Origin of the sequence: Pseudomonas fluorescens (assembly GCF_001708445.1) — a bacterium.
Classification (GTDB): Bacteria; Pseudomonadota; Gammaproteobacteria; order Pseudomonadales; family Pseudomonadaceae; genus Aquipseudomonas; species Aquipseudomonas gorinensis.
Window position 1 is genome coordinate 1522975 of sequence record NZ_CP015637.1, and the last position, 22173, is coordinate 1545147.

The window sequence follows — 22173 nt, forward strand, 5'->3', positions numbered from 1 at the left end:
GGCCAAAATGTGGGGAGCGTCTATTGTTGTTCGGGTGTTGTTCAGATAAATGCAGCACACTCTGAACTCTTTTTCGCGCTGGGCATCTTTGTAGCTGATTGGCTCGATGCATTCCAGTGGTGGCGGATTATGCCCCAAGCGCGCGGTTTATAGGGTTAGTCGTCAAATTCCATCAAGATTGGCCAGGAGAAACACCATGCAAGCAGCACAAGGTTACCGCTGGGGCTTGAAAGCCGCGGCGTTGTTATTGATCAGCAGCGTGCTGAGCGGTTGCGGTATCAATACCATTCCGACCCTGGATGAGCAGGCCAAGGCGGCCTGGGGCCAGGTGCAGAACCAGTATCAACGGCGTGCCGACTTGATCCCCAACCTGGTGGAAGTGGTCAAGGGCTATGCCACCCATGAGCAGGACACCCTCACTGCGGTGATTGAGGCGCGGGCCAAGGCCACCTCGATCCAGGTGGATGCCAGTACCCTGGATAACCCGGAAAAACTCAAGCAGTTCCAGCAAGCCCAGGACGGTTTGAGCAGTGCGCTCAGCCGCTTGATGGTGGTGTCCGAGCGCTACCCAGACCTGAAGGCCAACCAGAACTTCCTGGCCCTGCAATCCCAGTTGGAAGGCACGGAAAACCGTATCGCCGTGGCGCGTCGCGACTTTATCCAGGCGGTGCAGGCCTACAACACCGAGATCCGCACCTTCCCTGGCCGCCTGTGGCACAGCGTGATGTACAGCGACCTGCCGATCCGCGCCACGTTTGAAGCCACCAGTGCCGATGCCGATAAAGCGCCGCAAGTGAAGTTCAAATAAGGCTGCATTGAGGTGTCGATGCGTTTATTACGGATAGGCCTGGCGCTGTGGTTGCTGGCATGCGTCGCTTCGGCCCAGGCGGCGTTGACCTTCCCGGCACTGACCGGGCGGGTGGTGGATAACGCCCAGATGCTCGACCCGGCGACGCGCCAGCAATTGACCGAGCAGTTGCAGGCGCTGGAGCAAACCACCGGCGACCAGATCGTGGTGGTCACGGTGCCCGACCTGCAAGGCGTGCCCATTGAGGACTACGGTTACCAATTGGGCCGCCAGTGGGGTATTGGCCAGAAGGGCAAGGACAACGGCGCGTTGTTGATCGTTGCCCGCGATGAGCGCAAGTTACGCATCGAAGTCGGTTACGGCCTGGAAGGTACGCTGACCGATGCGCAGTCCTGGGTGATCATCAACCAGGTGATCACGCCCAAGTTCAAGGCCGGCAATTTCAGCCAGGGTATCAGCGACGGCGTAGCCGCCATGATCCAGGTGGTGGGCGGTCAGCCACTGGCAGTGCCGGCCCATGTGGCGGATGCCAACTTTGCCAAGGATAATCCCGGGTTTTCCATCGGCTTGTTTGTCCTGCTGATCGGCGTGTTGTGGTTGTGCAATCGCCTGGGCCTGCCGGTGGGGGCGATCCTGCTCGCGATCCTCAGCAGCAGTGGACGCGGCGGTGGGGGCGGTGGCGGTGGGGGTTTCCGAGGCGGCGGTGGTGGCTTCGGCGGCGGCGGCGCGTCGGGCGGCTGGTAATGACAATAACTAGAAAAGAGCATCTACAACCATGGCATTACTGACTGAACACGAGCAGCGCCAGGTCGCCGAAGCGATCGCCCGGGTCGAAAAAACCACCGACGCCGAACTGGTGACCGTGCTGGCTGCCCGTGCCGACGATTACGCCTATATCCCATTGCTGTGGGCCAGCCTGATCGCGTTGGTGGTGCCGGGTGTGGTGCATTACCTGTCGGGCTACCTGACCATGTACACCTTGCTGCTGGCGCAATGGGCGACGTTCATCGTGCTGTGCCTGGTGTTTCGCCTGCCCAAGGTCACCACGCGCCTGATCCCGCGTTCGGTGCGCCATTGGCGCGCGTCGAACCTGGCGCGCCGGCAGTTCCTGGAGCAGAACCTGCACCACACGCTGGGCAGCACCGGGGTGCTGATTTTTGTCAGCGAGGCCGAGCGTTATGTGGAAATCCTGGTGGACGATGGCATCTCCAGCCGTTTGGATGACAGCCATTGGGAGGGGATCGTCAAGGCGTTTACCCAGCAGGTCAAACAGGGGCAGACGCTGGCTGGGTTTATTGCTTGTATCGAGGCGTGTGGCGAGTTGCTCAAGGTGCATGTGCCGGTGACTCAGACACGTAATGAACTGCCCAACCGCCTGGTCGTGCTCGAATAGAACATCCAACACTGGAGATCAAATGTGGGGGAGGGCTTGCCCCTCCCACATTGGGTCCCAAGTGGTCAGGCGCAGTACCGTTGATCAAATAACCCCGTGCCCTAAACCCCCATCCCCCCTAAAATGCCCGGCATTCCCTGCCCGAGGCGTTTTTGTTCATGTCCGTTACCGCTCAACCTGCCCGCCCTGCGCCGGATCATCATGCCCAGTTCATCGAACTGCTGAGCGCAAGCCTTCAGCACGACGCTTTTATCAAGCTGGTGCTGGCCAAGTACGTGGGTGAGGACGCCGAGCTGCAACGGCTGATCATCAAGCCGGTGACGGTCAAGGAACAGCCGTGCCTGTCCTTCGTATACCGCTACAAGACCCGCGACATCACCAAGAACTTCCCGGTGGCCGATGGCGTGGCGGCGATTGCCGAGCTGTTGCCGGCTTCGTTCAAGAACGCTCACTTGCTGGCACTGACCGACGAAGCCCAGCTCGAATACAGCAAAAAGAACAAAAGCTCGCTGTTCAAAAGCAAACCCCAGCAATTGCGCGAAGCGCCGTCGGCCGAGCATAACCGCGAGAAGCATCGTTTCCTCGAGTTGAGCCGACCGTTCCTCTTCGACCTGGGCGTGACCGACGCCAAGCACGCGCTGATCCCGTCGATGTCGCGCAAGTGGAAGCAGATCAACAAGTTCATCGAAGTGTTCAGCCATGCGCTGACCTCGTCACCGCTGCGGCTGGACGGGCCGGTGCGCGTCGCTGATTTCGGTTCGGGCAAGGGTTACCTGACGTTCGCCATCCATGACTACTTGCGCAACACGCTCAATGTCGAGGCTGAGGTCACTGGCGTTGAATTGCGCGAAGACATGGTGACCTTGTGCAACACCGCCGCTGCGCGCCTGGACCACCCAGGGCTGGTGTTCAAGTGCGGTGACGTGCGCAGCGTGGCACCGAGCGAGCTGGACGTCATGATCGCCCTGCACGCCTGCGACATCGCCACGGATTACGCCATCCACACCGGTATTCGTTCCGGTGCGTCGATCATCATGTGCTCGCCGTGCTGCCACAAACAGATTCGCCTGCAGATCCAGAGCCCGGTGCTGTTAAAGCCTATGCTGCAATACGGGTTGCACCTGGGCCAGCAGGCGGAAATGGTCACCGACAGCCTGCGCGCCTTGTTCCTTGAAGCCTGTGGTTATGAGACCAAGGTGTTCGAGTTCATCTCCCTGGAACACACCAACAAGAACAAGATGATCCTGGCGATCAAGCGTGCGGAGCCGGTGGACAACGCGCAGTTGCTGGAGAGAATCCAGGAGTTGAAGGCGTTCTATCACATCTCCGAACACTGCCTGGAAACCCTGCTGCGCGCGGATGGCTACCTGATCTGACCGCCGCCCCCTGTAGGAGCGAGCTTGCTCGCGAAAAGCCTGAGAGCACCGCAGGCTTTCAGGTTTCCCGCGTTATCGTTAGCGACCTTCGCGAGCAAGCTCGCTCCTACAGGGGGCTGGCGCAGCCTGCACCGCGGTCTTGCGCCCGAGCATCACCGTGACGATGACCCCACAGGCAAACACCCAGGTAATCGGCTCGATATGTTCACCAAAGAACAACGCCGAAAATGCAATGGTGAAGAAGATCTGCAGCAGCTGAATCTGGCTGACCCGCGCAATGCCGCCCATGGCCAACCCGGCGTACCAGGCAAAGAATCCCAGGAACTGCGAGAACAGCGACACATAGCCGAACGCCCACCAGGTGCGCATCGAAATCGCGCCCTGGTGCTGCGCCGCCAGGTACCACACCGGGCCGATCAGCACCGGGGTCGACAGTACCAGCGCCCAGCAGATGACCTGCCACCCGCCCATCTCCTTGGCCAGCCGACCGCCTTCGGCATAACCCAGGCCGCCCACCGCAATGGCGCCGAGCATCAACAGATCGCCGGCTTGAATGCTGCCGGCACCGGTAATCAGCGCATAGCTCAATACCAACGCGCTGCCCAGTGCGGCGCAGGCCCAGAAGGCTTTCGACGGCCGCTCATGGGACAGCCACGCTGCATACAAGGCCACGCACAGTGGTTGCAGGCCGTTGACCAGCGCGCCATGGGAGGCCGGTAACGTTTGCATGGCCCAGGCTGACAGCACCGGGAAACCGAGGATCACGCCTGCGATCACCAGGCACAAACCGCGCACCTGGCGCCAGGTTGGCCAACGCTCGCGGCGCCACAGCAACAGCGCCGCCGCCGGAATCGCCGCGAACAACGCACGGCCCAGGCCGTTGAGCAACGGGTGGATTTCCTGCACCACGATGCGGGTGAAGGGCAGGGTCAGGCTGAAGATGATGACGCCCAGCAGGCCGAGGGCCATGCCGGTGTTTTCGCGCGAGCTCATGGGGAGAACCGAAATCTAGAGGGCTTCAAGGGAAGCCCATCTAGCCACAACCCCCGGCGATTGCGGGCCTACAGCTGGGTGCGGATTTATCCGTACAGTTGCTGTTGTGTGGGCGCTGTCGAGTTTCAGTGAGTCTGCGATGGGCGCACCGCAGACTTACTGATAAACCGCGTCGCCTGTATCGCGGGCAAGCCCTAATGCCAGTCAGTTAAGAGATAGAGCGGGCAAACAGGTCACCTGTGGAAGAGATGGAACGGGCAAACAGGTCACCTGTGGCGAGCGGGCTTGCCCCGCGTTGGGCTGCGAAGCGGCCCCAAAACCAGGCACCGCGGTGTGTCAGTTAAAAACACATCGCCTGTAATGGGGCTGCTCCGCAGCCCAACGCGGGGCAAGCCCGCTCGCCACAACAAGCCCGCTCGCCACAACAGGCCCGCTCTCCACAGTTGCAGTGCCAGTCTTCAGAAGAAACGTGTGACGCTGATCTTGGCATCGCGCCCTTTGGTGTAGGCACGATCACCGCTCAGCGCCGGACGGAAGTTGTTGTTGAACAGGTTGTCCACGGTGAAGTTCACCTCGGTGCCTTTCAGGTAAGCCTGTTGCGGTGCCCATTTCGCGAACAGGCCCTGGGTGTTGTAGCGCTTATTGCCATACTGGTCGTAGAACAAGTCGCCGACACTGCTGCCGGGGCCGCCGGAGTATTTGTCGCTGGGCAGGCGAGTGGTTGCGCCGATGAACTGCCCCGTCCACCCCACCTGGGCATCCCAGGCCGGGATGTGGGTCCCCACCAGCAGCACCCACTTGGTCGGCGGAATATCGCGGGCCGCCACATCCGGGCCCCAAGGGTTGGTATAGGCACCCTCGTGTTGGCCGGTGGCATAGGCGAACGATGCCGAGCCGAACAGGTAGGTGGAGTTATAGATCGTTTCGAACTCGAAGCCCTTGATGGTCAGCGCGCCGATATTGCGGTAGTTGGACATCGCCCCCGGTGGGCAAGCGTTGGCAATTGTGCCGCCGTTGATGGCCTGGTTCTGGCAGCCCACGCCCGTGGCCTTGAAGATTTCGTCTTCGACTTTGTTGTGGAACAGAGTGGTGCGCAGTTGCAGGTTGTCATCCTGGGCGATCAGGTTGTCGAAGCGGGTGATGTTACCCAGGGTGATCGAGGTGATGCGCTCCGGGTCGAGGTCGACGCTGGTGGCTGTGCGGTTGCCCAGGCCCTGCACTTCGTATTGCTCGTCGATCACTGGCGCCCGCCAGGTCTGGCTCCAGTTGGCGAACAGGCCGACGTTCGGGGTCACCGTCCAGAACAACGCCAGGCGCGGCGACCAGCCGGTGTAGGTGCGATCGCTGTAGTCATGGCCGACGGCGGGGTCGGGGTTGCTGTAGTACGGTGCATCGTTGGCCTCGCCGCGATTGCGTACATGGTCGTAGCGCAGCGACGGGGTGATCGTCACATCGCCCAGGGTCACCGCGTCCTGGATGAAGAAACTGTTGGTATCCACCTTGCCGTGGGGCATGAAGCCCGGTTGAAAGTGCCCATAGTTGTAGCGTGGCGTGTTGTAGGTGGTGCCTGGCATCCACATCTCGGTTTCGCGGATGTGCTTGCGCAACTGCCCACCGATAGTCACCGCATGCTGCAACGGCCCGGTGTCAAACAGGCTGACGTTACGGATGTCGAGGTTCTTGTCGGTGTAGGACGTGTCCATCTTGCGCCCACCCGTGGCCAACTGGAAAAACGCCGTGGCGTCGCGCTCGTCAGTCTGCTCGGTGTTGGACTGAGAGTACTTGACGGTCAAGTCCACCAGCGGGTTGTCCAAGGGTTGGTATTCATACTTGCCCGACCAGGTGGTGTCGACGGTGTCGCGGTGTGCCAGAAAGCGCTTCAACGCGCCTTCGTAGCCGTAGCGGTTGATGTTGGCCTGGGTCGGCGGTGTCGGGTAGCTCGCGGCGGAAAAGGGTGTCCAGCGATTGCTGTGGGAACGCGAGTACGACAGGCCGAGACTGTGTTCATCGGTGAAGTGGGCATTGACCTTGAACAGCTTGCCGTCCACGTCCTGGGCGGTGTTAGGCAGGCGTTGGGGGTTGATCGGGTACTGGTTGTTCTCATTGGGCAGCTTGGCGGCCACCTTCATGTCACCACCGTCGCGTTGGGTCAGGTAAGCCAGCGCATCGAACCGGCCATCGTCGGTGCGGCCATACACGGCGCTGCTATAGACCTGTTCATGGTCGTTGCTGGAGTAACCGTACTTGAGCATCGCACCGCTGTTGCGACCGTCCTTGAGCAAGTCCGGGGCGTCCTTGGTGGTCATGTTGACCGTGCCGCCAAAACCGCCGTTGCCGGTAAACGGCGAATTGGGGCCTTTCTCGACCTCGATGCTTTTGATCAGCTCGGGTTCGATAAATACCGTGCCTTGCTGGTAGCGCTCGAAGCCGCTCTTGGTGGCACCGTCGACGGTCATCGGTACATCCTCGGCATCGCCGAAACCACGGATGTTGATGGTCTGGCCACCGGGTTTCAGCGAGCCACCCTGGCTGACCCCAGGCAGGGTCTGCAGCAGGCTGGGGATGTTATTGGCTTGGTAGCGGTCGATGTCGGCCTGGCTCAGGGTGGAGCGGTTCACGGTGCTGGAGTCGACTTCATTGCCCGTGCCGATCACGCTCAAGGTGTCCAGCTGGATCGCGCCGCTCTGGGTAGTCTTGCCCGCATCGGGGCGTACGACGTAGGTAGTGCCGACCTTGATCAAGGTGAATTCACCAGGGGCCAGCAGGGTGCGGATCGCCACTTCCGGGGTGAAGTCACCATTGAGGGCCTGTGCCTGCACGTTCTTGAGCAGTGTTTCATCGAACAGCAGCTGGATCTTCGTCTGCTGCGCCACCTCGCTCAGTGACGTGGCCAGCGACTGGGCCGGCAGGTGCAGCGTGAACGACTCGGCCTGGGCCGTGAGGCTGAACGCCAGGCAGGTGGCAAGCAGGGTCGGTTGAAGCAACAGGTGCGAAGCGTGGCAAGGCGCGCGAAACATGAAATCCCCCGGGTGGCCAAATAGCCAAAAAGGTGTGCGTATCAAACACAGTCGGGAGGAAGACGGGGCAGGCTAAAAAAACCACACGTGCAAATGCAAAATATTCTCAAGTACGGTTTTTGTATTATTTGCTCGGCTCAATGCTTATCACGCCATCGGCTGAAGCCATGACTTTTACCGGCAGCAGGGCGGGCAGGGCATTGAGTAAGGCGTCTGGATCATTCACATCGAGATTGCCCGAGACCTTCAGGTGTGCCACTGCATTGCTCACCTGCAACGGTGCCTGCGGGCGGTAAAGGCTCAGTTCATCGATCAGGCTGGCCAGCTCGCGGTTGCGGAACGACAGGTGTCCACTGCGCCAGTCGGCCACGTCTTCGGACGTGAGGGGTTGTTGCTGCACGGTGCCCTTGGCGTAGTGGTAGATGGCGCGTTGCTGGGCGCCGAGCAAGGTGACGGCGTTTTTGGCGTCCGGCTCGAAGGCGACCTGGCCATGGGCGACGCTGACCACCAGTTGCTGCGGGCTGCGGCGCACATCAAAAGCCGTGCCCACCACCCGCACATTTGCTTCGCCGGCTTGTACGAACAACGGCCGTTCCTTGTCAGCAGCGACCTCGATATACAACTGGCCCTTGTCCAAGTGGATGATGCGTTGGTGAGCGGTGAAGTCGACGCGCAGGCGGGTGTTGGCATTCACATACAAGGTGCTGCCATCGGGCAGGTCCAGGGTACGCACGCCCTTGGCGTGGGCCGCGACCTGGCTGTGATACAACTCGCGCGGTGCACCCAGATGCGTGGCCAGTACGGCACAGAGCACGGCGGCGGCGGCGGCCAGGGCCGGGCGCCAGAAGGCTGGTTTGCGCGGGGGCAGCGCCACGGGTTTGCTCCGTTGCTGCAACTGGGCGAGGTCCGCCCACAGCTGCTCGAATTCGGCATAGGCGCGGGCGTGGGCCGGCACGGCTTGCCAGGCGGCAAAAGCCTTGCGGTCGGCGCGCCCCGCATCGCTACGGTTGCGTGCAAACCAACTGGCGGCTTGGGCATCGATGGCGTCGCTCGCTTCGATGTCCAGGGCGTCGATGTCGCTCAGGCGGTTCATTCGGGCTGCTCCGTGCCGAGGTCGGGTTGAAGGCGTCGCTTGCAATGCAGCAGGGCAAAGGCGATGTGCTTTTCCACCATGCTGGTCGAAATGCCCATGCGCTCGGCGATCTGTACCTGGCTCAGGCCTTCGAAGCGGTGCAGCATAAGGGCTTCTCGCCTGCGCGGCGAGAGCTCGGCGAGGACTTCTTTCAACTGTTCCAGGCGTTGCAGGCGTTGTGCGGCGACCATGGGGTCGTTCTGCTCGTCAATGACCGGCTCGGCATCCTTTTCGGCCTGATCGGCGTGGACGGTTTGTCGTACCTTCTGTTTGCGCCAATGATCGCGCAGCAGGTTGCGCGCCATCTGGAACAGAAACGCCCGTGGCTGCTCGACCTTGGCGCGGTCGCGGTAGTCCAGCCACTGAGTAAAGACATCCTGGGTCATGTCGGCCGCGTCGCTGGCGTTGTCCGTGCGTTTGCGCAGGAAATACAGAATGTCTGCATAAAACCCGCGAAAGGCATCGGCCGACAACGGGTCGGGCTTGGGACGAGACATGGATATCCTTCTTGACGAAGCACGACGTGGAAAAGTCGCGAATTCTATCGAGAATCATTATCATTTGTCTCTATTTAAAATGTGGGAGGGGGCTTGTCAGTCAGTTGAGGAGGAACACTGTAACTGTAACTGTAACTGTAACTGTAACTGTAACTGTAACTGTAACTGTAACTGTAACTGTAACTGTGACGAGCGAGCTTGTTGTGGTGAGCGCGCTTGTCGTGGCGAGCGGGCCTGTTGTGGCGAGCGGGCTTGTTGTGACGAGCGGGCCTGTTGTGGCGAGCGGGCTTGCCCCGCGTTGGGCTGCGCAGCAGCCCCAATAAGGCCCCCGAGTTTATCCAGGCATATTGAATCGCCAGGTTTTGGGGCTGCTGCGCAGCCCAACGCGGGGCAAGCCCGCTCGCCACAGGTTACGGTTTGCTCGTTCTATCTCTTAATTGACTGGCACTGGGTCAAGCCCCTCCCACATTGGATCGCGGCGTCAGCGCAGCAATGTTTTCAGCTGTTCGATTCCGGCCTCGCCCAACGGGAATACCGGCAAGCGGGGATCACCCACCTCCAACCCGGTCAAGCGCAACCCGGCCTTGATCGTCGCCGGCAACCCGCCCTTGAGGATGAACTCCAGCAACGGCAACTGCCGATAAAACAGTTCGCGCGCCTTGCCCAGGTCATTGGCCAACACTGCCGCATACAAATCCAGGTTCAGTTGCGGGATCAGGTTTGGCGCCGCCGTGCACCAACCCTTGGCCCCGGCCGTGAAGGCTTCCAGTGCCAACGGGTTGCAGCCGTTGTAGAACGGCACGTCGCTGCGCTGGTGCAACTGGTGCATGCGCTGAATATCCCCGGTGCTCTCCTTGACCATGGTGACGTTGGCGACCTGTTTGATAATGCGCAGGATCAAGTCCACCGACATGTCCGTGCCGCTGGTAGCCGGGTTGTTGTAGAGCATGATCGGCAAACCGATGCTGTCGCCAATCGTGGCGTAGTGGGCGAGGATTTCCGCCTCGCTGAGTTTCCAGTACGAGGCCGGCAGCACCATCACCACATCGGCGCCATGGGCCTCGGCGTAACGCGCGCGGCGTACGGCCTTGGCGGTGGTCAGGTCGGACACGCTGACAATCGTGGGCACGCGCCTGGCGACTTTTTGCAGGCTGTAGGCGCTGACTTCGTCCCACTCGGCCTCGCTCAGATAAGCGCCTTCACCGGTGCTGCCCAAAGGCGCGATGGCATGCACGCCGCTGGCGATCAAGCGGTCGATGGAGCGGCCCAGGGCGTCGAGGTCAATGCGTTGGCCGTCGGTGCTGAATGGGGTGATGGTGTAGCCGATGATGCCGTGAATGGTTGGGCTGGACATGGGAGGTCTCCGGTCGAAAAAGGGCAATCAATTCAGGCAGTCGGCGTGCTTGCGCAGGTTCTGCCGGGCGTAGTAATTGAACGCAGCGCCATGACGCTTGGGCTTTGAGATCCAGTCATGGGCCTCGCGTCCCAATGCCGGCAGGATCGGCTTGAGGGTGCCGGCGGCCATCGCCAGCAATTGCAACTTGGCCGCACGCTCGATCAACTGCGCGATCACGCAGGCTTCCTCGATATTTGCCCCGGTCGACAACTGGCCGTGGTGCGAAAGCAAAATCGCGCGCTTGTCACCCAGTGCCGTGGTGATGATTTCCCCTTCTTCATTGCCCACCGGCACCCCTGGCCAGGCTTCCAGGAACGCGCAGTCCTCGTACAGCGGGCACAAGTCCATATGGGATACCTGCAGCGGCACTTCCAGCATCGACAGGGCGGCGATGTGCGTCGGGTGGGTGTGAATGATGCAGTTCACATCCGGCCTTCCACGGTAGACCCAGGTGTGAAAACGGTTGGCCGGGTTGGGGATGCCGTGGCCTTCCAGCACCTCGAGGTCTTCGTTGACCAGCAGCAGGTTGCTCGCGGTGATTTCGTCAAAGCCCAGGCCCAGTTGCTGGGTGTAATAGGTGCCAGGCGTGGGCCCGCGCGCGGTGATCTGCCCGGCCAGGCCGGAGTCGTGGCCGTATTCGAAGAGGATGCGACATGTGAGCGCCAGCTTTTGCCGGTCGGTCCACGTATTATCCGCCAGGGTGTTTTGCATCTGGATCAGCGCTTGCTTGACCAGTTGGTCTTTGGGGAGTGCTAATGTCTTGGCCATATCGGTGTCCTTTGGGTGGTTCAATGGACGTCGGATTTGCTGGTCCCCCGCTGCTCGCAAGGTCGTTGGGTGAGGCAAATGACACTAAAGATGCTATATGACACTTTGTGTCATTGGCAAGCACAGCTCTTCGCTTTCTGCATGGATTAACCGCAGCGCATGTCTATCCGTTTGAAATTATTGAGAAAAAAACTCGGCGTGACGTTGGAAAACCTGGCCGAAAAATCCGGGATGACCAAGAGTTATCTGTCGAAAGTCGAGCGCGGGCTCAACACACCGTCGATTGCCGCTGCGTTGAAACTGGCCAAAGCGTTGAACGTGAAAGTGGAAGAACTGTTCAGCGAAGACAGCGTCAGTCTCGACAGTTACAGCCTGGTGCGCAGCCATGAGCGGCCCGACACCGCGCCGGGTTACGCGGTGCTGGCCCATCAGGTCAGTGAACGCAGCCTGTTGCCTTTCATCATTTACCCGCCGGCGGAGTTCACCGACAAGACCTTCAAGGAACACGTGGGGGAGGAATTCCTGTTCGTGCATGAAGGCCAGGTGGAAGTGGACTTCATGAATGAACGGGTGATCCTGGAGCGGGGCGATGCCCTGCATTTCAATGCACAGAAGCCCCATCGGCTTCGCTCGGTGGGGGATGTGCAGGCGCAGTTGTTGGTGGTGGTGCACAGCGCTGAAGAGTGACCGCGCTGACGGCTTTAAAGGCGATCAATGTGGGCGGGGGGCCAGCTCCGTCCCATAGGTTGCTCAGCGTTCCACCGGTACCGACAGTGCTGGATGACCCAACGGATGCGTGCGCGCCGCAAAAAACTTCAGTTCCACGCCGCTGCCGTCAAACAACTCCGAATACCGCCGCTTCTGCTGGCGAATGAACCCGTCGCTACGTCCCGACACCGAGATCGCCAGAGTGGTCGGGCTGGCCTGGCGAATCGCATCCACCAGGTGTTTATCCTGCGGCCCCAGGTCGTGGCCGAAGATGCACAGCGCGCCGGCATGGGTGAGCAACTGCTCATAGCAGAACGACAGGTAATCCGAACTGCGGATGGTCTTGAGCTTCTCCTGCACCTTGCCTTCGCTGACAAACAACGGCACATCGTCCAGGGTCTTGATCGTGTTGTTGATCGCGAAACTGCTGAGCAGGGTGCTGTCGGTGCTCGGCAATTTGCGCGCGGTGCCGTCGAGGTTGCGCACCAGGTGCAGGCCGCCGTGCAGGTAGAGAATGCGTGGTGCATCGGTGCGGGTATTGCGCAGGTCGAAGCTGGCGTCGGCGCTGCGGAACAGGTCGTCGATGCCCGGCGTGTGCAGGATCGCCCAGTAGTTGAGCAGGTCGTAGTTGCTGGTGAAGACCGTGGGGTAGCTGGCCAGCTCGGCGTTGATCGTCGCCAGCGTCGACGGCTGCACCAGGCGCCATGGGATGTGCACGGCGTGGATGGTGTTGATCAGCGCTTCCTTGATTGCGTAATAGCGATTGCGCGGCGCCGCCGAGCTGACGGCCAGGGCCTTGTTGACCCGGCTGGTGGTTTTCAAGGCGCCCAGGGCCTGTTCGAAGCTGCGGGTTTGCAGGGCGTCGAACACACTCAGCTCGGATTGGCTCAGGGGTTTTTCTTCGACGGTGCGGGCGTTTTCGAACAACGAGTCGTAGGCAAAGTCCTCCCAAATCGCCCGGCTGGCGCCGTTGCCGATCAGAATCCCACTGAAGTCGATGGTGCTGCGCAGCGCGCTCCAGTCTTCAAGGTGGGCGTCAATATCCTGGAAATCCTTCATCGCGGTGGGTCTACTCGAAATCGGCTGGACGCAGACTTTATCATGAGCGAGGGTTGATCCTGGTCAAGGTGCACCATGCGCTCTCAGTGGATTCTGTCGGCATAACGCCTCTGAGGATTCGCCATGAGCAGTACCTTCTTCATTCCCGCCGTCAACATCATGGGCACTGATTGCCTCGACGAAGCGATGGTTGCCATCCGCAACTACGGTTTTCGCAAGGCCCTGATCGTCACCGACGCCGGCTTGGCCAAGGCCGGCGTGGCCAGCATGATCGCCGAGAAACTGGCGATGCAGGACATCGACTCGGTCATCTACGATGGCGCCAAGCCCAACCCCAATGTGGAAAACGTCGAGAAAGGCCTGGCGCTGTTGCAGCAAAGTGCCTGCGATTTTGTCGTGTCCCTGGGCGGCGGTTCGCCCCATGACTGCGCCAAGGGTATCGCCCTGTGCGCCACCAACGGCGGGCATATCGGCGACTATGAAGGGGTCGACCAATCCAGCAAGCCGCAACTGCCACTGGTGGCCATCAACACCACCGCCGGCACCGCCAGCGAGATGACCCGGTTCTGCATCATCACCGACGAAACCCGCCACGTGAAAATGGCCATCGTCGACCGCAACGTCACGCCGCTGCTGTCGGTCAACGACCCCTCGCTGATGGTCGGCATGCCCAAGGGGCTTACCGCCGCCACCGGCATGGATGCGTTGACCCACGCCATCGAAGCCTACGTATCCACGGCCGCCACGCCGATCACCGACGCCTGCGCGATCAAGGCCATCGAGCTGATCAGCGCCAACCTGCGCCTGGCCGTACGCGACGGTACTGACAAAGCCGCGCGGGAAAACATGGCGTATGCCCAGTTCCTCGCCGGCATGGCCTTCAACAATGCTTCCCTGGGGTTCGTGCATGCCATGGCTCACCAACTGGGCGGCCTGTACGACCTGCCCCACGGCGTGTGCAACGCGGTGTTGCTGCCCCATGTGCAAAGCTTCAATGCCAGCGTCAGCGCCAAGCGCCTGAGCGATGTCGGCCGTGCACTGGGCGCGGACATCAAGGGGGGCTGTGCGGAAGAGGGCGCCCAGGCTGCCATTGCCGCGATTCGTACATTGGCCCTGGACGTCGAAATCCCAGCGGGCCTGCGTGAGCTGGGGGCCAAGTTGCAGGATATCCCGCTGCTGGCGGCCAATGCATTGAAGGATGCCTGTGGGCTGACCAACCCACGACGGGCTGATCAGCGTCAGATCGAGGAGATCTTCCGCAGCGCATTCTGATCCTTGCTGTGGCGAGCGGGCTTGCCCTTTGGGCAAGCCCTAATGCCGTTCAGTTAAGCGGACATCGCCTTCTGTAGGAGCGAGCTTGCTCGCGAAAAACGTCAACGATAACGCGTGTTTCCTGAATGAACGCGGCGTGGCTTGCCCCGCGTTGGGGCGCGAAGCGGCCCCATTACAGGCGATGTGTTTTTAACTGACACACCGCGGTGCGTGGTTTTGGGGCTGCTACGCAGCCCAACGCGGGGCAAGCCCGCTCGCCACAACAAGCCTGCTCGCCGCAACAGGCCCGCTCGCCGCAACAAGCCTGCTCATCCCACAATAAACCCATCTACTTGCCACAGGCGATCACATCAAGCCTGGTTTTCCTGGTCGGTAAACAAATCGCTGAACAGCATGCTCGACAGGTAGCGCTCACCGGAGTCCGGCAGGATCACCACGATGGTCTTGCCCTGCATTTCCGGTTTTTCCGCCAGGCGCACGGCCACGGCCATGGCCGCGCCGCAGGAAATACCGCACAGGATGCCCTCTTCCTGCATCAGGCGCAGGGCCATGGCCTTGGATTCCTCATCGGTCACCAGTTCCACACGGTCAACCATCGACAGGTCGAGGTTTTTCGGCACGAACCCGGCGCCGATGCCCTGGATCTTGTGCGGGCTGGGCTTGATCTCTTCACCGGCCAGCGCCTGCGTGATCACCGGCGACACCATGGGTTCGACGGCCACCGACAGGATCGGCTTGCCCGCGATGTTCTTGATGTAACGCGACACACCGGTAATGGTGCCGCCCGTCCCCACCCCCGCCACCAATACATCCACGGCGCCATCGGTGTCGTTCCAGATTTCCGGGCCGGTGGTTTTCTCGTGGATCGCCGGGTTGGCCGGGTTGTCGAACTGGGCCGGCATAAAGTAGCTGGCCGGGTCGCTGGCGAGGATTTCGCCGGCTTTCTCAATCGCGCCCTTCATGCCCTTGGCCGGTTCGGTCAACACCAGTTCGGCACCGAGGGCCTTGAGCACTTTGCGCCGCTCGATGCTCATGGACGCTGGCATGGTCAACACCAACTTATAGCCACGGGCCGCGGCGACGAAGGCCAGGCCAATACCGGTATTGCCGGAAGTCGGTTCGACAATGGTCATGCCCGGCTTGAGTTTGCCGGTACTTTCGGCGTCCCAGATCATGTTTGCGCCAATGCGGCACTTCACCGAATAACCTGGGTTACGCCCTTCGATCTTGGCCAGGATGGTCACGCCACGCGGTGCGATACGGTTGATCTGAACCAGGGGCGTGTTACCGATGGAGTGCGCGTTGTCTGCAAAAATGCGGCTCATGGCGGGTCCTATTGGGCGATTTCAAGAAAGGTTCCAAGGGTATGCCTCGTGCCGCCAAGCGTCCAGTCAGAGGAACGTTGCGCGTGTCCCAACAGTCCATCTCCTACCCGCAAGGAGAACTGCCCCATGAAACGTCGCTACAGCTGGCCACTCTGGACCATTGCCGGATTACTGGTGGTCCTGGTCGCCGTGAGCATCGCGCTGCCCTATCTGGTGCGTAACTACCTGAATGACAAGCTCGCCGACATGGGCGATTACCGCGGCCAGGTTACCGACGTGGACCTCGCGCTGTGGCGTGGCGCGTACAGGATCAACGGCCTTGAGATCATCAAGGTCGACGGCAAGGTGCCCGTCCCGTTCGTCAAGGCGCCGCTGATCGACCTGGCAGTAAGCTGGCACTCTCTTTGGTACGACCACGCGGTGGTGGCCAAAGTGCTGTTTATCCAGCCCGAAGTGAACTTCGTCGACGGCGGCGCCAACAAGCAAGCCTCCCAGACCGGTAAAGGCACCGACTGGCGCGAGCAGCTGAGTAAGTTGGCCCCCATCACCCTCGATGAGGTGCGTATTGAGGACGGCAAGATCGCCTTCCACAACTTCAGTTCCAAACCCGTGGTGAAGATCGACGCGACCGACGTCAACGCCAGCTTCTACAACCTGACCAATGTGGTGAACGTCAAAGGCCGGCGCGACGCGCGGTTCGACGGCAAGGCCCTGCTGCAAGGCCAGGCCCCGCTGGAAGCCACCGCCACCTTCGACCCGCTGAGCAATTTCGAGAATTTCGAGTTTCGCTTTCGCGCCAGGGACTTGCAGCTCAAGCGCATGAATGACTTCGCCTCGGCCTATGGCAAGTTCGACTTCAAGGCCGGTACCGGGGATGTGGTGATCGAGGCCCAGGCGGAAAAAGGCCAATTGACCGGGTACATCAAGCCGCTGCTGCGTGATGTAGAGGTCTTCGACTGGCAGCAGGATGTGGAGAACAAGGACAAGAACATCTTTCGTTCGATCTGGGAGGCCGTGGTGGGCACCAGCGAGACCGTGCTGAAGAACCAGGCGAAGAACCAGTTCGCCACCCGCGTGGAACTCAGTGGCAGCGTGCATCAGCAAAATGTCAGCGCGTTCTCTGCATTTTTGGCGATTTTGCGTAACGGTTTTATCCAAGCATTCAATGCGCGCTATGAACAGCCCAAGCCCAGTGCTGACTGAACCACGCGCCTAATGGATGTGTGACCCGCCATTCAGAGACTGAATAACCCGTCTGCGTTCACAGTCGCCGGGGCCGCGCGGTATAGTCCGGGCATTGATGAATTCGAGGAATGACCGATGAAGTTCGAAGGCACCCAGGCCTACGTTGCCACCGATGACCTGAAACTGGCCGTCAACGCTGCCATCACCCTGGAGCGCCCGTTGCTGGTCAAGGGCGAGCCGGGCACCGGCAAGACCATGCTCGCCGAGCAACTGGCCGAATCCTTCGGTGCCAAGCTGATCACCTGGCACATCAAGTCCACCACCAAGGCCCACCAGGGCCTGTATGAGTACGACGCGGTCAGCCGGCTGCGCGACTCGCAATTGGGCGTGGACAAGGTGCACGACGTGCGCAACTACCTGAAGAAGGGCAAGCTCTGGGAAGCCTTCGAGTCCGAAGAGCGGGTGATCCTGCTGATCGATGAAATCGACAAGGCCGACATCGAGTTCCCCAACGACCTGCTGCAAGAACTCGACAAGATGGAGTTCTACGTCTACGAAATCGACGAGACCATCAAGGCCAAGAAACGCCCGATCATCATCATTACCTCCAACAACGAAAAAGAGCTGCCGGACGCGTTCCTGCGCCGCTGCTTCTTCCACTACATCGCCTTCCCCGACCGCACCACCCTGCAAAAGATCGTCGACGTGCACTACCCCGACATCAAGAAAGACCTGGTCAGCGAAGCGCTGGACGTGTTCTTCGACGTGCGCAAAGTACCGGGCCTGAAGAAAAAGCCCTCCACCTCCGAACTGGTGGACTGGCTCAAGTTGTTGATGGCCGACAATATCGGCGAAGCGGTGCTGCGCGAGCGCGACCCGACCAAGGCCATCCCGCCCCTGGCCGGTGCCTTGGTCAAGAACGAGCAAGACGTGCAGTTGCTGGAACGTCTGGCGTTCATGAGCCGTCGCGGTAATCGCTAATGTTGCTCAACCTGTTCAACGAGATGCGTGCCGCCAAGGTGCCGGTGTCGGTGCGCGAGCTGCTCGACCTGATCAACGCGCTCAAGCAGCGCGTGACCTTCGCCGACATGGACGAGTTTTACTACTTGGCCCGGGCGATCCTGGTGAAGGACGAGCGGCACTTCGACAAGTTCGACCGCGCCTTCAGCGCCTATTTCAACGGCCTGGAAAAGCTCGACGACCACCTGCAGGCGCTGATCCCCGAAGACTGGCTGCACAAGGAATTCGAGCGCTCGCTGAGCGACGAAGAACGCGCGCAGATCCAGTCCCTGGGCGGCCTGGACAAGCTGATCGAAGCGTTCAAGAAACGCCTGGAAGAACAGAAGGAACGTCACGCAGGCGGTAACAAGTGGATCGGCACCGGCGGTACCAGCCCGTTCGGCTCCGGCGGCTACAACCCTGAAGGCATTCGCGTCGGCGACGCTGGCAAGCGCCAGGGCAAGGCGGTAAAAGTCTGGGATCAGCGCGAGTACAAGAACCTCGACGATCAGGTCGAGTTGGGTACGCGCAATATCAAGATCGCCCTGCGCCGCCTGCGCAAGTTCGCGCGCCAGGGCGCTGCCGAAGAGCTGGATATCGACGGTACCATCGACCACACCGCCCGCGATGCCGGGCTGCTGAATATCCAGATGCGCCCGGAACGGCGTAACACCATCAAGCTATTGTTGCTGTTCGATATCGGCGGCTCGATGGATGCCCACGTAAAAATCTGCGAAGAACTGTTCTCGGCGTGCAAGACCGAGTTCAAGCACCTGGAGTATTTCTACTTCCACAACTTCGTGTACGAGTCGGTGTGGAAGAACAACCAGCGCCGCACGTCGGAACGCACCTCCACCCAGGATCTGCTGCACAAGTATGGCGCCGACTACAAAGTGATCTTTATCGGCGATGCGTCGATGGCACCGTATGAAATTACCCAGGCCGGCGGCAGCGTCGAACACTGGAATGAAGAGCCGGGGTATGTGTGGATGCAGCGCTTCATGGCCAAGTACAAGAAGCTGATCTGGATTAACCCGTATCCCAAGGATACGTGGGGTTATACGGCATCGACGGGGATTGTGCGGGAGCTGGTCGAGGATCAGATGTATCCGCTCACCTTGCGCGGGCTGGAAGAAGGGATGCGGTTTTTGTCGAAGTAGCCGCAACCTGTAGCCCTCGAAGCTACAGGTTTGCTTTCAGCAGCGCTCGGCGTCGATCCAACCGAACTTCAGAAACAGCGCGGAAAACTGTTTGAGCAATTCAGCATCCTTGTGGGTGACCTTGCCGTCATTATTGACATCCTGATTGATCGAAACACTGCCTAGGCCATTGTCGTCCCCGTAAATCGCCGCGGTGTAGACAATGCTTTCATCCGTAGGTGCGCCCTCGCCCTGGTGAAAGTGCAGACGCACGGTGTCGGGTATGCCGTTGCCGCCAAAGTCGCGGGCAAACACCTTTAAGTATTTGTCGAAAGGTGCGTCGAGGCTGAACCAATTGAACTCAACAAACAATTGGGCCAGTTCAATTGCCAGTGCCCGGTCGACGGCATCGATGACGCCATCCTGGTTCACATCATCGGCAATCACCCAATCCAGCTGCCCGTCATCGGTAATATCGAAGGCCGTGGCCTGCCGGACGAGAGTCGGGGTGTGGGTATCATCATGAAACTCCAGACTGACCACATCGGGCACATCATTATCGAGGACATCCTGTGCATAGATTTTCAAGTAGCGCATGTTGGAACCCTAGTGAATGAAGCACTAAGACTTCCACATGCACCCACTCGAACCAAGACGGCAATGCCCATCAGGCATGTGAGACTAATCCTGACCGTCATTCGGGCGCCATAACAGCGCTCAAATGAACCGGCGTAAAAAATCCACCTGCTGCCGATGCGCCGTTTCCTGCACCACCGGCGCCAGCCTCACCTTCTCCCCCGGCAGGCACTGCGCCAGGCGCGCCAACGCCAGTGGCGTCAACGCGCCCAGGCGCGGATAGCCGCCGATCGTCTGCCGATCATTGAGCAACACAATCGGCTGCCCATCCGGCGGCACCTGGATCGCGCCCAACGGAATCCCTTCGGAAATCAGTGACGGCCCCTGGTACTGCAACGGCGTGCCCAGCAAGCGCATGCCCATGCGGTCGGCGCGACTGTCCAGAGTCCAGTCGGTATTGAAGGCATCAAACAGGCTCTGGCCGCTGAACTGACCGATTTGGGCGCCGACGATCACATCCAGCGGCGCCTTGGCTGGCAACGCCGGCGTGCTCAGCACTTTCATCGCTGCGCCGGTACCGGAATAGGCCAACCGCGCGCCTTCGGCCAACGCCTCGCCAAAGCCGTTCAAGCCACCCAGTTCCTCCCGTACCACGGTGGCGCAACTGCCCAGCACATCCGGCGCATCAAACCCACCCGGTGCAGCCAGGTAAGCCCGCGCGCCGCTGAACGGTTGGGTAAAGCGCAAACGCTGACCCTTTTGCAGGATAAAACTGCGCCCAGGGCTGATCGCACGCTCATCGATGTAGGCGCCCAAGTCCGCGCCGGCCAAGGCCAGCAAGCAATATTCCTCGGCCTGTACGGTAAAGCCGCCGAGGGTAATTTCCACCACCGGCGCATCCAGCGCATTGTCCAGCAGCCAATTGGCCCAGGACATCGACACCCAATCCAGCGCACCGCCCTGGGTCACGCCCAAGTGGCGCACGCCAAAACGTCCGGCGTCCTGCAACAGGCACAGCGGGGTGCTGGCCTCGATGATCAAGCGGCTCATGCCTGCGCCTCCAACGGCGTGTCATCGCCACCCAGGTTGATAAACTCGGCGTGGCTGACGGCGGCAAAACGCACCGTGTCGCCCGGTTGCATCAGGCTGTAGCCGTCGCGCTCGCGGTCAAACAACTTGGCCGGGGTGCGGCCAATCAGGTTCCAACCACCAGGGGAGACCACCGGATAGGCGGCGGTTTGCCGTTCGGCAATGCCCACGCTGCCGGCCGCCACGCGTTTGCGCGGGGTGTTGAGACGCGCAGTGGCGAGGGCTTCGTCCACCAAGCCCATAAAGGCAAAACCGGGAGCGAAGCCGAGGGCAAATACCTGGTATTCGTGGGCACTGTGGCGGCGGATGACATCCTCCACCGAAAGGCCGCTGCGCCGGCTGAGCAAGCTCAGCTCAGGCCCGACGCTCAGGTCATACCACACCGGCAGCACATGGCACTGGCCACTGCCCTGGGCCTGGGGTTGCAGGTCGGTCAGCGCCTGGTCGATCAATCCCCGTGCTTGCGCCGGGCTCAACGCAGTGAGGTCGTAATGCACCATCAAGGTGGTGTAGGACGGCACCAGATCCACCAGCGCCGTGCCAAAACCGCTGCGCAAGCGCTGGGTAGCGGCGAGCATCCACGGCATGTTGGCTTCGGCAATCACCTCGAACAGACGCACCATCAGGCAGTCGATCGCCACCACTTCAATCCGTGGCTTCATGCTGACTTCAATGCCTCGCGGATGCGCTGCACGGCGGCGATCGAACTGGCGTTGTCACCGTGCACACATAGGGTGTTGGCCTGCAAGACCAACGGGCTGCCGTCGCTGGCGGTCAGGGGTTCGCCACGGGAGAGGGTCAAGGATTGCTGGACGATGACCTCCGGATCGTGGTGCACCGCACCCGGCAATTGACGCGAAACCAGATGGCCGTTGGGATCGTAGGCACGGTCAGCGAAGGCCTCGAACCACAGGATCACCCCATATTCGTCACCCAGTGCCTGGGCCGCGCTGTTGTCGCGGGTGGCCAGCAGCATCAGCGGCAGGTCGCCGTAGGCGGCCACGGCCTGGATCACTGCACGCAACTGCGCCGGGTTGGCCATCATGTCGTTGTACATCGCGCCATGGGGTTTGACGTAACTGACACGCCCGCCCTGGGCGCGGCAGATGCCCTCCAGCGCGCCGATCTGGTAGTGCAACAGGTCCTGGATTTCCTGGGGGGTGTAGGCCATGGAACGGCGGCCGAAACCTTGCAGGTCCTGGTACGCCGGGTGCGCGCCGACCTGTACGCCGTGTTTGAGGGCCAGGCTGACGGTCTTGCGCATGATGCTCGGGTCGCCGGCATGAAAACCGCAAGCCACGTTGGCGCAATCGATGAACGGCATGACCTCGGCATCCAGACCCAGGGTCCAGTTGCCAAAGCTTTCGCCGATGTCGCAGTTCAATAGCAGGCGGCTCACGGTGGTTGCTCCTGTAGGCTTTGTTTTTTTGTAGTGTGGGAT

21 protein-coding genes are annotated in these 22173 nt (G+C 60.8%); 9 read left to right on the forward strand and 12 right to left on the reverse strand.

The genetic code is table 11. The features are described 5' to 3' along the window. Window positions 1-196: 196 nt before the first annotated feature. The 4 genes from A7317_RS06790 (at window position 197) to A7317_RS06805 (ending at window position 3577) form a co-directional block, all read left to right on the forward strand. A complete protein-coding gene (locus tag A7317_RS06790; RefSeq protein ID WP_041160861.1) occupies window positions 197-808 on the forward strand; it encodes a LemA family protein in 612 nt (203 codons plus the stop codon). Between the two features lie 18 nt (window positions 809-826). Then, complete coding sequence (locus tag A7317_RS06795) at window positions 827-1552, forward strand: TPM domain-containing protein (protein WP_069075427.1); 726 nt, start codon at window positions 827-829, stop codon at window positions 1550-1552. A 31-nt stretch (window positions 1553-1583) separates the two neighbouring features. Then, entirely contained in the window at window positions 1584-2201 is a 618-nt protein-coding gene (locus A7317_RS06800) for a TPM domain-containing protein (RefSeq protein ID WP_024073936.1), read from the forward strand. Between the two features lie 158 nt (window positions 2202-2359). Beyond that, window positions 2360-3577, forward strand: coding sequence for a class I SAM-dependent methyltransferase (locus A7317_RS06805; protein ID WP_069075428.1), 1218 nt, complete (start codon window positions 2360-2362; stop codon window positions 3575-3577). Window positions 3578-3655: 78 nt separating this feature from the next. On the opposite strand, the gene A7317_RS06810 is transcribed toward A7317_RS06805, so the two are convergent. The 6 genes from A7317_RS06810 to A7317_RS06835 form a co-directional block, all read right to left on the reverse strand. Further along, a complete protein-coding gene (locus A7317_RS06810; protein ID WP_069075429.1) occupies window positions 3656-4570 on the reverse strand; it encodes a DMT family transporter in 915 nt (304 codons plus the stop codon). Between the two features lie 458 nt (window positions 4571-5028). Continuing rightward, window positions 5029-7587 carry a TonB-dependent receptor gene (locus tag A7317_RS06815; protein ID WP_069075430.1) on the reverse strand — a complete coding sequence of 853 codons (2559 nt, stop codon included), beginning with the start codon at window positions 7585-7587 and terminating at the stop codon, window positions 5029-5031. A gap of 124 nt (window positions 7588-7711) precedes the next feature. After that, window positions 7712-8680 carry a FecR family protein gene (locus A7317_RS06820; protein WP_069075431.1) on the reverse strand — a complete coding sequence of 323 codons (969 nt, stop codon included), beginning with the start codon at window positions 8678-8680 and terminating at the stop codon, window positions 7712-7714. Continuing rightward, window positions 8677-9216, reverse strand: coding sequence for an RNA polymerase sigma factor (locus tag A7317_RS06825; protein WP_024073941.1), 540 nt, complete (start codon window positions 9214-9216; stop codon window positions 8677-8679). Before A7317_RS06825 ends, A7317_RS06820 begins: the two co-directional genes overlap by 4 nt. A 481-nt stretch (window positions 9217-9697) precedes the next feature. Beyond that, window positions 9698-10570, reverse strand: coding sequence for a dihydrodipicolinate synthase family protein (locus A7317_RS06830; protein WP_069075432.1), 873 nt, complete (start codon window positions 10568-10570; stop codon window positions 9698-9700). Between the two features lie 27 nt (window positions 10571-10597). Then, on the reverse strand, window positions 10598-11380 hold the full coding sequence (locus A7317_RS06835; RefSeq protein WP_069075433.1) for an aldolase: 783 nt from the start codon (window positions 11378-11380) through the stop codon (window positions 10598-10600). A 159-nt stretch (window positions 11381-11539) separates the two neighbouring features. On the opposite strand from A7317_RS06835, the gene A7317_RS06840 reads away from it, so the two are divergent. Then, the gene (locus A7317_RS06840; protein WP_069075434.1) at window positions 11540-12067 is read left to right on the forward strand and encodes a helix-turn-helix domain-containing protein; all 528 of its coding nucleotides are present in this window, start codon (window positions 11540-11542) and stop codon (window positions 12065-12067) included. Between the two features lie 63 nt (window positions 12068-12130). Here A7317_RS06840 and A7317_RS06845 read toward each other — a convergent pair whose 3' ends face one another. Continuing rightward, window positions 12131-13147, reverse strand: coding sequence for a DUF4917 family protein (locus A7317_RS06845; RefSeq protein ID WP_069075435.1), 1017 nt, complete (start codon window positions 13145-13147; stop codon window positions 12131-12133). A 123-nt stretch (window positions 13148-13270) separates the two neighbouring features. On the opposite strand from A7317_RS06845, the gene yiaY reads away from it, so the two are divergent. Then, the gene (gene yiaY, locus A7317_RS06850; protein ID WP_024073946.1) at window positions 13271-14419 is read left to right on the forward strand and encodes an L-threonine dehydrogenase; all 1149 of its coding nucleotides are present in this window, start codon (window positions 13271-13273) and stop codon (window positions 14417-14419) included. Between the two features lie 350 nt (window positions 14420-14769). Here the strand turns inward: yiaY and cysK are convergent, their stop codons facing one another. After that, the gene (cysK, locus tag A7317_RS06855; RefSeq protein WP_024074066.1) at window positions 14770-15744 is read right to left on the reverse strand and encodes a cysteine synthase A; all 975 of its coding nucleotides are present in this window, start codon (window positions 15742-15744) and stop codon (window positions 14770-14772) included. Window positions 15745-15870: 126 nt separating this feature from the next. On the opposite strand from cysK, the gene A7317_RS06860 reads away from it, so the two are divergent. The 3 genes from A7317_RS06860 to A7317_RS06870 all read left to right on the forward strand — a co-directional run bounded on the left by A7317_RS06860 (window position 15871) and on the right by A7317_RS06870 (window position 19088). Then, entirely contained in the window at window positions 15871-16947 is a 1077-nt protein-coding gene (locus A7317_RS06860) for a DUF748 domain-containing protein (protein WP_024074065.1), read from the forward strand. 117 nt (window positions 16948-17064) lie between these two features. After that, window positions 17065-17910 (forward strand): AAA family ATPase, encoded by an 846-nt coding sequence (locus A7317_RS06865; protein ID WP_003210690.1) that lies wholly within the window; start codon window positions 17065-17067, stop codon window positions 17908-17910. After that, window positions 17910-19088, forward strand: coding sequence for a vWA domain-containing protein (locus A7317_RS06870; RefSeq protein ID WP_069075436.1), 1179 nt, complete (start codon window positions 17910-17912; stop codon window positions 19086-19088). Before A7317_RS06865 ends, A7317_RS06870 begins: the two co-directional genes overlap by 1 nt. A 36-nt stretch (window positions 19089-19124) precedes the next feature. On the opposite strand, the gene A7317_RS06875 is transcribed toward A7317_RS06870, so the two are convergent. The 4 genes from A7317_RS06875 to A7317_RS06890 form a co-directional block, all read right to left on the reverse strand. Next, window positions 19125-19664, reverse strand: a complete 540-nt coding sequence (locus A7317_RS06875; RefSeq protein WP_069075437.1) for a hypothetical protein — start codon at window positions 19662-19664, stop codon at window positions 19125-19127. A 120-nt stretch (window positions 19665-19784) separates the two neighbouring features. Further along, window positions 19785-20693 (reverse strand): biotin-dependent carboxyltransferase family protein, encoded by a 909-nt coding sequence (locus A7317_RS06880; RefSeq protein ID WP_069075438.1) that lies wholly within the window; start codon window positions 20691-20693, stop codon window positions 19785-19787. Further along, the gene (locus tag A7317_RS06885; protein WP_024074061.1) at window positions 20690-21394 is read right to left on the reverse strand and encodes a 5-oxoprolinase subunit B family protein; all 705 of its coding nucleotides are present in this window, start codon (window positions 21392-21394) and stop codon (window positions 20690-20692) included. Before A7317_RS06885 ends, A7317_RS06880 begins: the two co-directional genes overlap by 4 nt. Further along, a complete protein-coding gene (locus A7317_RS06890; RefSeq protein WP_024074060.1) occupies window positions 21391-22131 on the reverse strand; it encodes a 5-oxoprolinase subunit PxpA in 741 nt (246 codons plus the stop codon). The genes A7317_RS06885 and A7317_RS06890 overlap by 4 nt, the downstream gene beginning before the upstream one ends. Window positions 22132-22173: the final 42 nt, after the last annotated feature.